General features: G+C 54.6%; 13 protein-coding genes. 10 read left to right on the forward strand and 3 right to left on the reverse strand.

Annotated elements, in window-relative coordinates:
* Positions 1-15 precede the first annotated feature (15 nt).
* The gene (locus FHS18_RS24600; protein ID WP_183603035.1) at positions 16-774 is read right to left on the reverse strand and encodes a hypothetical protein; all 759 of its coding nucleotides are present in this window, start codon (positions 772-774) and stop codon (positions 16-18) included.
* Positions 775-903: 129 nt separating this feature from the next.
* The gene (locus FHS18_RS24605) at positions 904-1,341 is read right to left on the reverse strand and encodes a DUF2621 domain-containing protein (protein ID WP_183603036.1); all 438 of its coding nucleotides are present in this window, start codon (positions 1,339-1,341) and stop codon (positions 904-906) included.
* 446 nt (positions 1,342-1,787) lie between these two features.
* Between FHS18_RS24605 and FHS18_RS24610 the strand changes: the two genes are divergently transcribed.
* From FHS18_RS24610 to ppnP, 4 genes are all read left to right on the forward strand, one after another.
* Entirely contained in the window at positions 1,788-2,915 is a 1,128-nt protein-coding gene (locus FHS18_RS24610) for a deoxyribonuclease IV (RefSeq protein ID WP_183603037.1), read from the forward strand.
* Between the two features lie 45 nt (positions 2,916-2,960).
* On the forward strand, positions 2,961-3,854 hold the full coding sequence (purU, locus tag FHS18_RS24615; protein WP_183603038.1) for a formyltetrahydrofolate deformylase: 894 nt from the start codon (positions 2,961-2,963) through the stop codon (positions 3,852-3,854).
* Between the two features lie 437 nt (positions 3,855-4,291).
* Positions 4,292-6,307, forward strand: coding sequence for a transketolase (tkt, locus tag FHS18_RS24620; protein WP_183603039.1), 2,016 nt, complete (start codon positions 4,292-4,294; stop codon positions 6,305-6,307).
* Positions 6,308-6,489: 182 nt separating this feature from the next.
* The gene (gene ppnP, locus FHS18_RS24625; RefSeq protein WP_183603040.1) at positions 6,490-6,807 is read left to right on the forward strand and encodes a pyrimidine/purine nucleoside phosphorylase; all 318 of its coding nucleotides are present in this window, start codon (positions 6,490-6,492) and stop codon (positions 6,805-6,807) included.
* A gap of 91 nt (positions 6,808-6,898) precedes the next feature.
* Here ppnP and FHS18_RS24630 read toward each other — a convergent pair whose 3' ends face one another.
* On the reverse strand, positions 6,899-8,203 hold the full coding sequence (locus tag FHS18_RS24630; protein ID WP_183603041.1) for an NAD(P)-binding domain-containing protein: 1,305 nt from the start codon (positions 8,201-8,203) through the stop codon (positions 6,899-6,901).
* A gap of 194 nt (positions 8,204-8,397) precedes the next feature.
* Between FHS18_RS24630 and FHS18_RS24635 the strand changes: the two genes are divergently transcribed.
* The 6 genes from FHS18_RS24635 (at position 8,398) to FHS18_RS24660 (ending at position 14,541) form a co-directional block, all read left to right on the forward strand.
* Positions 8,398-9,747: a glucose-6-phosphate isomerase gene (locus tag FHS18_RS24635; protein WP_183603042.1), complete on the forward strand. Its 1,350-nt coding sequence runs from the start codon at positions 8,398-8,400 to the stop codon at positions 9,745-9,747.
* Between the two features lie 52 nt (positions 9,748-9,799).
* Positions 9,800-10,432, forward strand: coding sequence for a YigZ family protein (locus FHS18_RS24640; protein ID WP_183603043.1), 633 nt, complete (start codon positions 9,800-9,802; stop codon positions 10,430-10,432).
* Between the two features lie 341 nt (positions 10,433-10,773).
* Positions 10,774-11,589, forward strand: coding sequence for a sulfate ABC transporter permease subunit CysT (cysT, locus tag FHS18_RS24645; protein WP_246427884.1), 816 nt, complete (start codon positions 10,774-10,776; stop codon positions 11,587-11,589).
* Positions 11,586-12,383: a sulfate ABC transporter permease subunit gene (locus FHS18_RS24650; protein ID WP_183603044.1), complete on the forward strand. Its 798-nt coding sequence runs from the start codon at positions 11,586-11,588 to the stop codon at positions 12,381-12,383. Before cysT ends, FHS18_RS24650 begins: the two co-directional genes overlap by 4 nt.
* 3 nt (positions 12,384-12,386) lie before the next feature.
* Positions 12,387-13,451 carry a sulfate/molybdate ABC transporter ATP-binding protein gene (locus tag FHS18_RS24655; RefSeq protein ID WP_183603045.1) on the forward strand — a complete coding sequence of 355 codons (1,065 nt, stop codon included), beginning with the start codon at positions 12,387-12,389 and terminating at the stop codon, positions 13,449-13,451.
* A gap of 25 nt (positions 13,452-13,476) precedes the next feature.
* Entirely contained in the window at positions 13,477-14,541 is a 1,065-nt protein-coding gene (locus FHS18_RS24660) for a sulfate ABC transporter substrate-binding protein (protein WP_409348569.1), read from the forward strand.
* The last annotated feature ends 75 nt before the right edge of the window (positions 14,542-14,616 follow it).

Raw genomic sequence — 14,616 nt, forward strand, 5'->3', positions numbered from 1 at the left:
TTCCAAGCGTGAAGCCTATCGTTCCTTAATGCTGGTAAGCCAGCGTTCGATATACTTCTCGCCCTCCACCGTCACTTCCTTCTGCGTATAGGTAAAATCAACCGGAGTGCCGTTGTCATGCTCCGTGATTTTATCGAGCAGCTGCGAAGATTCTTCATCGTACTGAATCACGAGAGCGCCGGAAGAAGTTTGAATCTCGATCGAATGCGTATCGATTCTTCCGATATAGAGACCGCTGCCTTTGAGCTCGCCCGGCTTTACCGGGGTTGGGTCAGCTGCCGGTACTGCCGCCTGAGCAGCCGATTTCGTCTGCTGATTTTGGGCTGCTTTCTGAGAAGGGGCTTGTTTAACCGTGCTTGTCGCTTTAGGCGCAGCAGCAGGCTTGGTCTCGGCTTCCGCTGAACGGGTTGTTTGAGATTGAGATGCCGCTGGATTTTCTATATTCGAAGGCGTTACGGCATCGGCTGAGGCAGTTGCCTTTTCTTGTTCTTCATTAATGGGCGCTGCCGGCAGCGTTGTTCGTACAATCGAACGGTTGGAAGGGTCGCCATTCTCCGAACTGGCAGCGGCGGCAGAGACGGCGCGCGTCTGAATCGGAACATCGATGCTAGAAGCGGCTGCTCCGCGATCGGATGCATAGACAGAGGCTGCGACGTTTTGGCTGATGGTAGGGGCGTCAAGTTCTTCTTTGGCACCACATCCGGCGACCAGGGCGGACAGGCACAGTAATGCGAATAGGGAAGCTTTGCGGGTTTGCGGTTTAGTAGACTTCATCGGTTTCACACTCCTTGATGTACCTATCCTATGTTTACCCGATTTTGGAATAGTACAACCCCGGAGCAATTTAGGCCAAAGTTCAGCGCACAAAAAAAAGAACCGCCCTATCGGACGGTTCTGGCAAGGTTACTTATTAAAAAGATGCTTGTAAGGGGAATAATCGACGCCAAGCTTGTCCAGGAAAGTGATCAGACTTCGGTAGTCGCGCTTCGGCGTAGCCTTGATGTAACCTTCGATGCAGTGGTCGCGGGTAACGGTATTGGCACCGCTCTCCACGGCAACTTGTCCGATGCTGGCCGCGATGGAATGTTTGGCGATGTCGCGGAATGGGCCGGGAACAGGCTGCACCAGATCATCGAGAAACTGCTTGGAATCCTCCGGCCACATATGCCGGCTGGTCTCCACCCAATAGTTCTGCCAATCCAGCTTGGACTTGCCGTCACGCTTCGGAAGAACCTTCAGAAACTTGCGGAACATGAAATATCCGCCGATCGCCATAAACCCGATCATGACGAACGCCCAGAAAACGATAAAATACATAAACCAGTCCGGTGCACTGCCCATGCTTGTTGTTCACCTCATATAAGGATATCCCCGCCCGAGATCCGAGCGTAGGTAATCAATAGAAATATTAGACGATGAAGCTTAAAAACGACGTCATTCGGTTCACCTTGCTGCTAACATTATAAGCCACCGCCAATTCCTTCCGCAACCGATTTCACCGCCGCATAGCAGGGTTCCGCACTTCCGCCTATCCCTAGATTTATTTCGGTGTTCCTTGTAAAATAGGATGAACAACCTGCAACCGGTAGCCACGAGGATGTGTGGGTCGGTTGTCAGGAACCTGCAACCGGTAGCCACGAGGATGTGTGGGTCGGTTGTCAGGAACCTGCAACCGGTAGCCACGGGGATGCGTGGGTCGGTTGTCAGGAACCTGCAACCGGTAGCCGCTAAGGATGCGGATCGGTTGTTTGGGACATGCTGTGGAATAGGAAAGGGGCGAATTAACATTGCTTAAGATCGGTTCTCACGTATCGTTCTCAGATAAAGGTCTGTTGACCGCAACTAAGGAAGCCGTCTCCTACGGCTCCAACTCGTTCATGATTTATACGGGCGCACCGCAGAACACGCGGCGCAAACCTATCGAGGGTCTCTATATCGAAGAGGGCAGGGCGGCAATGGCGGAAGCGGGCATCGACGAGATCGTCGTTCACGCGCCGTACATTATCAACCTCGGCTCTTATAAGGAAGATACGTTCGATTTGGCCGTGAACTTCCTGCAAGAAGAGATTCGCCGCACGGCGAAGATCGGCGTGAAGAATATCGTGCTGCACCCTGGCGCGTATACGGACAAGGATGCCGAATACGGCATTGCGCGCATCGCGGAAGGGCTGAACATCGTGCTGGAAGGCACCAAGGAAACGGACGTGAACATCGCGCTCGAGACCATGGCCGGCAAAGGGACGGAAATCGGCCGCAGTTTCGAGGAAATTGCCGGAATTATTGAGAAAGTCCGCGATAATGAACGTCTGACCGTTTGCATGGACACTTGCCATATGCACGATGCCGGTTATGATCTGATCGACGATATCGACGGCGTGCTCGAGCAGTTCGACCGCATCGTCGGTTTGAACCGGGTTGCCGTTGTTCACGTCAACGACAGCAAGAACCCGCGCGGCGCGGGCAAAGACCGCCATGCTCCGGTTGGCGCAGGCTGGATCGGCTTCAACGCGATCAAGAATATCGTGCACCACGAAGCGCTTCAGGGCCGTCCATTCATCCTCGAGACGCCATGGATCGGCACGAACGACAAAACGCTTCGTCCGATGTACGAAGCCGAGATCGCGCTGCTTCGCGGCGCGGCAAGCGACCGTTTCGGCGACGAGTTCTTCGCGGACGTCGAGCGCCTGCACCATTTCTTCAGCAAACAGGAAATCGATCCCCGCGTCTTCGTGTTAGCGACATGGGATTTACTGAAGACCGATGCCAAGGCCAAGAAAGCCGATCCGCGCGAGCCGATGGACAGGCTGTTTGATTTGGTCCAGGAACATCGCGTTCTTCCCGAGCTGTCGGAGGAGGCAATCAACCACCGGATTACGGCTTGGTTTGCCGGCAAATCGCTGCTCGTGAACGCTTAATACCTATTACACGATTCAATCGTTACGGAAGGAAGACTTTGGTTTATGCAAAACACGTATCAACAGCCATCGCAGCGCCCAGAGAAGCAGAACCGCGCAAGAATGCTAATCTCGTGCCCGGATCGTCCGGGCATCGTGGCCGCTGTATCCGAATTTCTATATCAGCACGGCGCGAATATCGTACAATCCGATCAGTATTCGATGGACCCGGGAGGCGGCATGTTCTTCATCCGCTTCGAGTTCGACTTGAAGGATCTGGAGAAAGAACTGCCGATCCTGCAGGAAGATTTTGCACGCGTGGCGGATCGCTTCGATATGAAATGGAATATTTTCCGCGCGGCGCGCCGCAAGCGCCTGGCGATCTTCGTCTCGAAAGAGGATCACTGTCTGCTCGAGTTGCTATGGCAGTGGCAGGCAGGCGACCTGGATGCCGAGATCGCGATGGTCATCAGCAACCATCCGGACATGCGCGAGTTGGTCGAATCGTTCGGCATTCCGTACATTCATATTCCGGTAACGGCGGATACGAAGGCAGAGGCGGAGCGCAAGCAGCTTGAGGCGGTATCCGGCAAAGCGGATCTGATCGTATTGGCCCGCTACATGCAGATCATTACACCGAAGTTCATCGAGCAATTCCCGAACCGGATTATTAACATTCATCATTCCTTCTTGCCGGCATTCGTGGGCGGCAAGCCTTATGCGCAGGCTTACCAGCGCGGCGTCAAAATCATAGGCGCGACCGCGCATTACGTGACCGAGGAGCTAGACGGCGGCCCGATCATCGAGCAAGACGTACAGCGCGTCAGCCATCGCGACAACGTGGATGACCTGAAGCGGATTGGACGCACGATCGAACGCGTCGTTCTTGCCCGCGGCGTGAAATGGCATATCGAAGACCGTATTCTGGTCCACCAGAATAAGACGGTCGTGTTTAACTAACGGCTTCATAAACGGACAGTTGCCGCATAACATGAAGAAGGACGTTTGCGTTTGCCCTTAAAGGGGCGAGCAAGCGTCCTTTTTTCGGCGCGTCTAAGCGCGTCTTCTAGCCGAACATTACCTAATAATTGTGAATAATTAATAAATGCTTCATCGTCTCTTCATCAACTCTTCATGCATCTTTTTCCGGGCAGATGGTATCATGAGGGGCGAACTTGTACATCGTATGCGAGTAGCGAAACCACTCAAGTTTGGCAAGCGGCGTCGACAGTAATCTACTGCAAAAGACAGGTTCCGATTGTTTTAAGTCGCTGCACAGCATGAAAAGATGGAAAACCCGCTAACGTAATGGTACAATATTTCAAAGCCAGTGCGCTAAAGCGCAATAGAGAAGAGAGATTATTTTCGGACGTAAGGAATAGGAGGAGTTTTTTGTCATGACAGTTTCACAAAAGACAATCGATCAGCTTTCGGTCGATACGATCCGCACACTCGCGATCGATGCCATTGAGAAAGCAAATTCCGGACATCCGGGCATGCCGATGGGTGCTGCACCTATGGGCTATCACCTGTTTGCAAAAGCTATGAAACACAACCCATCGAATCCATCCTGGATCAACCGCGACCGTTTCGTACTGTCCGCGGGCCACGGCTCGATGCTGTTGTACTCCCTGCTTCACCTGACTGGCTATGATCTTCCAATCGAAGAGCTGCAACGCTTCCGTCAATGGGGCTCCAAGACTCCGGGTCACCCAGAGTTCGGCCACACAGCGGGCGTAGACGCAACGACGGGTCCACTGGGCCAAGGCGTGGCGATGGCAGTCGGTATGGCAATGGCTGAAACACAGCTCGGCGCTACATACAACAAAGATAACTTCAACGTTATCGACCACTTCACTTATGCAATCTGCGGCGACGGCGACCTGATGGAAGGCGTAGCAAGCGAAGCGGCTTCGCTCGCGGCTCACCTGAAACTGGGCAAGCTCGTTGTGCTGTATGATTCCAACGATATTACGCTTGACGGCGAAGCGAACCTCTCGTTCTCCGAGAACGTGCAAGGCCGTTTCGAAGCTTACGGCTGGCAAGTGCTGCGCGTAGAAGACGGCAACGACTTCGAAGCGATCGCGAAAGCTGTTGCTGAAGCGCAAGCGGACCTGAACCGTCCAACACTGATCGAAGTGAAGACGGTTATCGGCTACGGCAGCCCGAACAAAGGCGGCAAAGGCGGCCACGCTGGTCCTCACGGATCCCCGCTCGGCGTCGAAGAGACGAAGCTGACGAAGCAATTCTACGCTTGGGAGCATGAAGAAGCATTCACGGTTCCAGCTGATGTGGCCGCTCACTTCGCAGAAGTGAAAGCCAACGGCGAGAAAGCAAACGCAGCTTGGGAAGAGCAATTCGCAGCGTACAAAGCGGCTCATCCAGAGCTTGCTGCGCAATTCGAAGCAGCTGTAGCCGGCCAACTTCCAGAAGGTTGGGACCGCGATCTTCCGGTCTACACAACGGAAGACAAACCGGTATCGACTCGCGTTGCATCCGGTAACGCGCTGAACGGTCTGGCGAAGAACGTCCTGAACCTGGTGGGCGGTTCCGCTGACCTTGAGAGCTCGACAATGACGCACCTGAAGGGTCTGCCAGTCTATAAAGCAGGCAACTACGAAGGCCGCAACATCTACTTCGGCGTTCGCGAATTCGGTATGGCTGCAGCGATGAACGGTATCAGCCTGCATGGCGGTCTGCGCATCTACGGCGCAACGTTCTTCGTATTCACGGACTACCTGCGTCCAGCGGTTCGTCTGTCCGCGCTGATGAAGCAGCCGGTTGTTTACGTGCTGACGCATGACTCGATCGCTGTCGGCGAAGACGGTCCTACGCACGAGCCGATCGAACAGCTTGCATCGCTGCGTATCATCCCTGACGTAACGGTTATTCGTCCGGGCGATGCGAACGAAACATCCGCTGCATGGGCATTCGCGATGGAGAACCAATCGAGACCGGTTGCGCTCGTTCTGACGCGTCAGAACCTGCCAATTCTTGAAGGCACGAACGTGAACGCACGCGAAGGCATCAAGAAAGGTGCTTATGTCGTGTCCGACGCACAAGGCGAAGCACAAGCGCAAATCATCGCGACAGGTTCCGAAGTTTCCTTGGCCGTTGCTGCTCAACAAGCACTTGCTGCTGAAGGCATCCAAGTACGCGTTATCAGCATGCCAAGCTGGGATCTGTTCGAAGCACAAGACCAAGCTTACAAAGATTCGGTCCTGCTGCCTAACGTTAAAGCTCGCCTGGCTGTCGAGATGGCTTCGCCATTCGGCTGGGAGCGTTATGTTGGCGACAAAGGCGCGATCCTTGGCATCAACACGTTCGGCGCTTCCGCACCAGGCAACAAGGTGATGGAAGAGTACGGCTTCACGGTCGAGAACGTGGTCAGCAAAGTAAAAGCACTGCTGTAGTTAAGCATAATCGCCTAACCGCAAGGCTTAAGGATAGAAGCGGGGCTAGCGCTGCCTATAGGCGGCCGCGAGTCCCGCTTTTTAAAAAGTGGATTCTTCCGTGCAGGAATGCAGGAAAGCTTTAGAAGAATAAAGCATTACTACTTATATCGCTTACTTACGATGAAGGAGCTGTCGAACTCATGTCCCAATTCGAGAATGTTACCGCTGTTAAGAAAGCCAATATTTATTTTGATGGTAAAGTAACAAGCCGCACCGTGGTTTTCCCGGACGGCACGAAAAAAACGCTCGGCATCATGCTGCCAGGCGATTATGAGTTTGGCACCGACACGAAGGAAATTATGGAGATTCAAGCAGGCGAGCTGAAAGTGCTGCTGCCAGGCGACTCCGAGTGGATCACAATCTCCGGCGAAGGCGAATTTACCGTGCCGGCTAACGCGAAGTTCAAACTGCAAGTTACCGCAGTGACGGACTATTGCTGCTCCTACATCCAAGAATAACATCAGGTATGCAAAAAGGCTGCTTCTTAAACATCGTCCGATACGGGCGATGCAAGAAACAGCCTTTTTAAGAAGCGTGGCGCAAGGTCGATTAGTCGGCGGTCACGTTCTGGCGCTTGATATACTCCTCAAGCTGCAGGCGCTGGTAAGGTGCCAGGCCGGCGAGCAGGCAGCCGTAACGGAACTGAGTGCCGTTCGTCTCGATCCGGATAATACGTCCGGTGACCGGAGGCAGCTGCGAAGCTTGCGGGAAGTGGATGACGATGAACATATCCGTCTCTAGCGGCTGATCGCTCGAAATTTGCACGCCGTGGCCGGAGATGTCCAGGAGCACGCCATCGATCAGTTGACCGGAGAAGGAACCTTCCTGCTCCCACTGATAGACGGACAGCTTAAGCGGGATATGTAAGGATAGGCGCTCGCTCTTGCGGCGATCGGACTTATCATCTTCCGAATCGGAGACCGCTGGCTCTACAGCTGCTATAGCAGCTTCGCTTGCTTGCGGCGTATAGTCGCTGAACCGTTTGTGCGTCCACTCTTCATAGCAGTTGACGAGGGCAGCCATGTCGAGATCGCCAAGGCCCATCGATTCGCCAACCTGGAACACGCTCTTCACGGCTTCGAGCACCGGTGTCGGCGTGCGTAAGCTGTCGGATAACGCCGAGGATAGACGCAGGTCCTTCAGCATGAGGGACAAGGAGAACTGTACGCTAAAGTCGCGCTCGAGCAGCTTCGGCGTCTTCAGCTCCGCGAACCGGCTGTTGGCCGCTCCGGCTTGTACGAGTTCCAGGAACGAGGCCGCTTCAATGCCGCCATTGGATGCGATCGCAAGCCCTTCGGCGAATGCGGCTGCATGAATGCCGACCATCGTGTTATGGGCGAGCTTGGCGGTCTGTCCGCTGCCGCTTGGTCCCATGTAGATGATTTTACGGGCCATGGCCATGATAACGTCGCGCGTCTGCTCGAGCACGCGTTCTTCGCCGCCGATCATGAAGACGAGCGTGCCGCTCTCGGCCGCCGGCTTGCTGCCGGTAACGGGAGCGTCCAGGAAGTCGCTGTGCTTCGCCGCGATATCAGTTGCGAGCGTTCTCGCTAGCGACGGGGAGATCGTACTGCTATCCATGACGATCGTGCCTGGTGCCAGCGCGTCGATAATGCCGCTTGCGCCGTAGTAGACTTCGCGTATGGCATCGTCATTGCTGATCATCGTGATGACGACTTCCGCGCCGCGTACCGCGTCCGCAGCAGTTGCGACGACTTCAGCGCCCAGCGCGGCCAGCTCGTCCGACTTGCCTGCCGAACGGTTGTATACCGTCACGAGATAGCCTTTGCGCAGCAAATTGGCAGCCATCGGCGCACCCATGACGCCAAGGCCGATAAAGCCGATTTTGTTCATGTTCTCTCATCTCCTGATAACCGCATTAAAGTGCTTCTTCCATCTTATCATAATCCGTCATGGAAAAGGTACGGGCTAGGGAGCGCGCTTGTTTTTGGGAGCGAAATCTATTATTCTTAGGTTGCTTTGTCAATGGGAATTAAACATACATTATGAAGCCTTGCGCTTCATCCATTTATAGGAGGTTCTTGACTATGTCTAAAGCGGTTAAGTTTGACTACAGCAAAGCGTTGGCGTTCGTAGGCCAACATGAGATCGATTATTTCTCCGAGCAGGTTCGCGTTGCTCACGAGCAATTACATAACGGCACGGGCGTAGGTTCCGACTACCTCGGTTGGATCGACCTGCCGCACAACTATGACAAAGAAGAGTTCGCGCGCATTCAGCAAGCGGCTTCCAAGATTCAATCCGACTCCGAAGTGCTTGTCGTAATCGGTATCGGCGGTTCCTACCTGGGCGCTCGCGCAGCGATCGAAGCGCTGTCCCACTCGTTCTTCAACCTGCTGCCGAAAGACGCGCGCAAAGTGCCGCAAGTGCTGTTCGCGGGCAACAACATCAGCTCGACCTATGTGAACCACCTGCTGCAGCTGCTCGAAGGCCGCGACTGGTCCATCAACGTCATCTCCAAGTCCGGCACGACGACTGAGCCTGCGCTTGCATTCCGCGTGTTCCGCGAAGCACTGGAAGCGAAGTATGGCAAAGAGGCCGCTCGCAAACGCATCTATGCGACGACGGACAAAGCAAGAGGCGCACTGAAGACGCTTGCTACGGAAGAGGGCTACGAATCGTTCATCATTCCGGACGACGTAGGCGGCCGTTACTCAGTACTGACAGCTGTAGGCTTGCTGCCGATCGCGGTTGCGGGCATCGACATCGAAGCGATGATGAAGGGCGCAGCCGACGCTGCAACCGAGTACAGCAATCCATCCCTGGCGGAGAACGAAGCGTACCAGTACGCAGCAGCACGTAACGCGCTGTACCGCAAAGGTAAAGTAACGGAGATCCTCGTTAACTACGAGCCGTCGCTGCACTATGTGTCCGAGTGGTGGAAACAACTCTTCGGCGAGAGCGAAGGCAAAGACTACAAAGGCATCTATCCGGCATCCGTAGACTTCTCCACGGACCTGCACTCGATGGGCCAATTCATTCAAGAAGGCAACCGCAACATCTTCGAGACGGTTATCCAAGTCGAGAATGTAGCGGAGCAAATCACGATCGGTCACGACGCGGACGACCTGGACGGCCTAAACTACCTGACAGGCAAGACGATGGATTTCGTTAACAAAAAAGCATTCGAAGGCACGCTGCTTGCCCACACGGACGGCCAAGTACCGAACTTCATCGTCAACATCCAAGACCTGACGCCGTACACATTCGGCTACCTGGTTTACTTCTTCGAGAAGGCTTGCGGCATCAGCGGCTACCTGCTGGGCGTGAATCCGTTCGACCAACCGGGCGTTGAGGCTTACAAACGCAATATGTTCGCGCTGCTTGGCAAACCAGGCTTCGAGAAAGAAAAAGCGGAGCTGGAAGCTCGCCTGTAATCTTAAGAAGACTGGATTGGTAAGGCGCAAGCGGCAAGGAGCGTGAATCAACATGTTGAACCGGTACAAGACGCTGCGCATGCAGGGACAGAAAGAAATCGTCATTAAGAAATCGCGTTTCATCGGCTACGGCAAGCCGGTCCAGAGCGAGGAGGAAGCGATCGCGTTCATTGAAGAGATCAAGAAACTCAACTGGAACGCAACGCACAACTGCTCGGCTTATATGATCGGGGAACGGGATGAGATTCAGAAGCAGTCCGATGACGGAGAGCCGAGCGGAACGGCAGGCAAGCCGATCCTTGAGGTGATCAAGAATCAGGGGCTGAAGAACGTCGTTATTGTGGTCACCCGTTATTTCGGGGGCATCATGCTCGGCGCAGGCGGACTCATTCGGGCGTATACCGATGGAGCGGTGGCAGCTACGGAAGCGGCAGAAGGCATCGTACAAGTGCTCCATCGCGAGGTTATCGTGGATGTGGATTATACGTGGTACGGTAAGCTGGAGAATGAGCTGCATGGGCGCGGCGTGCGGGTCGGTGGTACCGAGTTCACCGACCGCGTCGTCGTTACGTGTCTGCCGGAAGCGCCGGAGGCGGAGAAATTCGCCGCTTGGATGACGGATCTGACGCAAGGCCAGGCTGTCATTACGCTAGGCGAAGAGAAGTATTTCATCGAAGGCGAGTAGACTTTTCGCTTCACTGTTGGAAGACCCTTGATGGAGAGCTATGGTGCTCTGGTCAAGGGTCTTTGTTTTGCTGCATAAGAGGAGACGAACATTTTCCAGAAACGATGCCTTGTTTCCGCAGGAATTGGCTAATCTAAGCAGGCATGGGACAAAAAATGTGCATATAACTAATTATCCGACAAGGAATATCAAGATTCTCGATAAACTTGATAAGATTAGTTGATTAAGGATTGACGGAATATCTAGTATTCAGATAAAATATATTAAAACCAAGTAAAATTATAGGAATTAGTTATGCTCATCCGCCATTCCACGAGGAAAGCGTCAGGAGGTAAGCTGGTTTGAACAATTTGTTTCGCAACCGATGGTGGAGTTTCGGCTTTCGGACGACCATTATGCTGTATTTCATTCTACTCATCGTTCTGCCGATCATCGGTATCTACGGCCAGTCGTTTCGTTCAGGCTGGGGGCCCTTCTGGGAGAGTGTCAGTGATCCGCTTGCCTGGAAGGCAGTGCTCTTGACGCTGAAGCTTGCGATTATCGCAACGATCATTAATATTTTCCTTGGAACGATGATTGGCTGGTCGCTCATCCGCTATCGTTTTCCCGGGCGGCGGCTTCTGAATAGTTTGGTGGATCTGCCGTTCGCGCTGCCGACCGCAGTAGGCGGACTTATGATTCTGCTGCTACTGGGCCCGAACAGTCTGGTAGGCTCACTCGCGCAAGGCTTAGGTTTCGATATCGTGTTCCATGAGCCGGCGATCGTTGTAGCCATGGTATTCGTCACCTTCCCGTTCGTCATCCGCGCCGTACAGCCGCTGCTGGAAGAGCTGGATAAATCGGAGGAAGAGGCGGCATACACGCTCGGAGCGTCGAAGACGCGGGCATTCTTTCAAGTGATTTTCCCAACGATGCTTCCCGGGATATCGAGCGGTGCGATGCTGGCATTCTCACGCGCGCTTGCCGAGTTCGGGGCCGTTGTACTGGTTGCCGGCAATATTCCGGGCAAGACTCTAATCGCATCGGTTTATATATTCGGCGAGATCGAGAGCGACAATCCGCAAGGGGCAGCAGCCGTCTCGGTCATGCTGTTGACGTTGTCGTTCGTCATTCTATGGGCGGTTAACCTCGTTCAATCGAGGAGGCTCGGCAAATGAAAAAGGTCTGGGTCTCGCTAACGTACCTTGTCTTCCTCATACTTTTAATTATTCCGATTATCAAAATATTCACGGGCGCGTGGGCAGAGGGCTGGGATGGTTTCATCGAGGCGCTCTCACGCCCGCAAGCCTTGCATGCGCTCATGATGACCGGCATTATCGTCGTGGTCGTAACGGCGCTTAATACGATATTCGGCGTCATGCTCGCACTCTATCTGGTGCGCGCGAACTGGATCGGCGGCAAGCTGAAGCAGCTGCTCAACAGCCTGGTCGATCTGCCCTATGCGGTATCGCCCGTTATCGGCGGACTTATGATCGTGTTGATCCTTGGTCCAAGCACCGCTATCGGCGCATTGTTCGAGGATATCGGCTTCAAGATCGTGTACGCGCTGCCGGGCATGATTCTGGCGACGCTGTTCGTCACTTTCCCGCTGATGGTGCGGGAAGTCATGCCGGTGCTGCAGGAGATCGGCGCGCAGCAGGAAGAGGCGGCTTCGACGCTTGGCGCGTACTCGTGGTATACCTTCTGGCATGTCACATGGCCTTCGATCCGGTGGGGCGTCATCTATGGCGTCGTACTGACCGTTGCCAGATCGCTTGGCGAATTCGGCGCGGTGCTGGTCGTATCCGGCAATATCATGAATAAAACACAGACGGCGACAACGCTCGTTTATCAGGATGTAGAGAACTTTAACGTGCTGGCGGCCAACAGCGTGGCACTTGTGCTGGCGGCCTTCTCGGTGGGCTTGCTGCTCCTGATGGAATGGGCTAAGAAGAGAAAGGAAGTGCATTAGACGATGCATATCGAGGTTCGCGGATTAAACAAAACGTTCGGTGACTTTCATGCAGTACGCGATGTAAGCTTCGACATTGCCAAAGGGCATCTCATCGGTCTGCTCGGCCCTTCGGGCGGAGGTAAAACTTCCATTCTCCGTATGCTCGCCGGTCTGGAGAGCCCGACGTCGGGGGATATCATTTTTCATGGCAAACGAGTGAATGACCTGCCGCCGCAAGAGCGCGGGATCGGCTTCGTCTTCCAGAACTATGCGCTGTTCAAGCATATGACGGTATATGATAACGTCGCATTCGGCCTTAAGGTCAAGAAGACGCCGAAGGATCAGATTCGTGAGCGCGTCATGTCGCTCGTAGAACTTACGGGGCTCAAAGGTTTCGAGCACCGTTACCCGCATCAGCTGTCAGGCGGTCAACGTCAGCGCGTCGCATTTGCAAGAGCGCTGGCGCCGGAGCCGCAGCTTCTGCTGCTGGATGAACCGTTCGCGGCGATCGATGCGAAGATCCGCGGCGAGCTGCGCACATGGCTGAAGGAGCTTATCGAGCGCGTCGGCATCACCTCGATCTTCGTCACGCATGACCAGGATGAAGCGATCGAAGTTGCGGACGAGATTATGATCATCAATAAAGGGCAGCTCGAGCAGAAGGGCTCGCCATGGGATATCTATAAAAGCCCGCAGACCCAATTCGTCGCCAGCTTCATCGGCGAATCGACGATGGTGGAGCAGGTGGAACGCCTTCGCGGCTTCGAAGAGGCGGCGAACTGGCCGGGCACGCAAGCGCTCATCCGTCCGGAGTACATCGAGATCGGCAAGCGCAGCGAGTTCCGCATTCCATCCGCTACGGTCCAAGGCAAAGTGAAGCATCTTCACTTCCGCGGCAGCGAATGGATGGTCGAGGTCGAGGTCGGCGACATCAAGCTGATTACGTACCGGTCGCTGGAGAAGGATGTGCTGCAGCCGGGCGAGGACGTACACGTGCTGATTCACCGGGCTTATCTGTTCAACGATAACGATACATGGATTATGGAGAACAAGCTGAAGGAAGATCCGATGCCGATCCATATCTAGTCTAATAGAAAGTGTTGTGTGCATGATGAGACCTACCCTAACCAAAGGATGGAGACGAGTCGGCGCAGCTGTGGCGTTAGCGGCAATGCTTGTTACCACGGCGTGCAGCGGCGGCACCGATACGAATACGTCAGGCTCCGCGCAGCCAACGGGCGACGTCACGCTCGTCATTGGCGCATACTCCGTCGCGAAGGATGCTTTCGGCGAGCTGCTGCCGAAGTTCCAGGAAGAGTGGCAGGAGAAGACCGGACAGAAGGTTGTTTTCCAGGAATCGTACGAGGCTTCGGGAACGCAGGCTAGAGCGATAGCAGGCGGCTTCGAGGCGGATGTGACGTTGCTCGCGATGGAGAGCGATATCGACAAGATTCAGAAAGCCGGCTTTATTACCGAAGATTGGCGCAATGCACCGAACGGCGGCATGATCACGAATTCGATCGTCGTCATGGGGACGCGTGAAGGCAATCCCAAAGGGATTAAGGAATGGACGGATCTGACGCGGGATGGCGTCAAGGTGCTCTATCCGAATCCCAAGACGTCTGGCGGCGCGCAATGGGACATCAACGCGATGTATGGCGCCGGTCTGAAGCAGTCCGAGCAAGAGACGGGCACGAAGGATCCCGAGTATGCCAAAGCGTTCTTGAAACAGATTCATCGCAATGTCGAGTCGCTCGATAAAAGCGGCCGCGCTTCGATGGCGGCGTTCGAATATGGCGTCGGCGATGTCATCATCACGTATGAGAATGAGCTGCTGGCCCGAATCAAGCAAGGGGTTCAATACGATATCGTCGTGCCGAAGTCCACGATTCTGATCGAGAATCCTGCCGCTGTCGTCGACGTGAATGCCGACAAGCATGGCGTCCGTGAGGTAGCCGACGCATTCGTCGCGTATCTGCATACCGCAGAGGCGCAGCAGGTGTTTGCCGAATACGGCTTCCGCCCGGTAGAAGAGACAGTGGCGAAGGAGACGGCCGGGCAGTTCCAGACGCCGGAGGACTTGTTCGATATCAGTTACTTGGGCGGCTGGGAGGAAGTGCGCAGCCTGTTGTATTCCGCCAAAGGCGTCTGGTATCAGGTGCTTGCGGACTTATAGCGCTCGATCGTAACCGAGGTAGCGGAATGCGGCGTGCCGAGCCTCACGGTTTTACGCGCGAAAGAATCCGTTTTG

This window comes from Paenibacillus phyllosphaerae (genome assembly GCF_014192105.1).
GTDB lineage: Bacteria > Bacillota > Bacilli > Paenibacillales > Paenibacillaceae > Paenibacillus_Z > Paenibacillus_Z phyllosphaerae.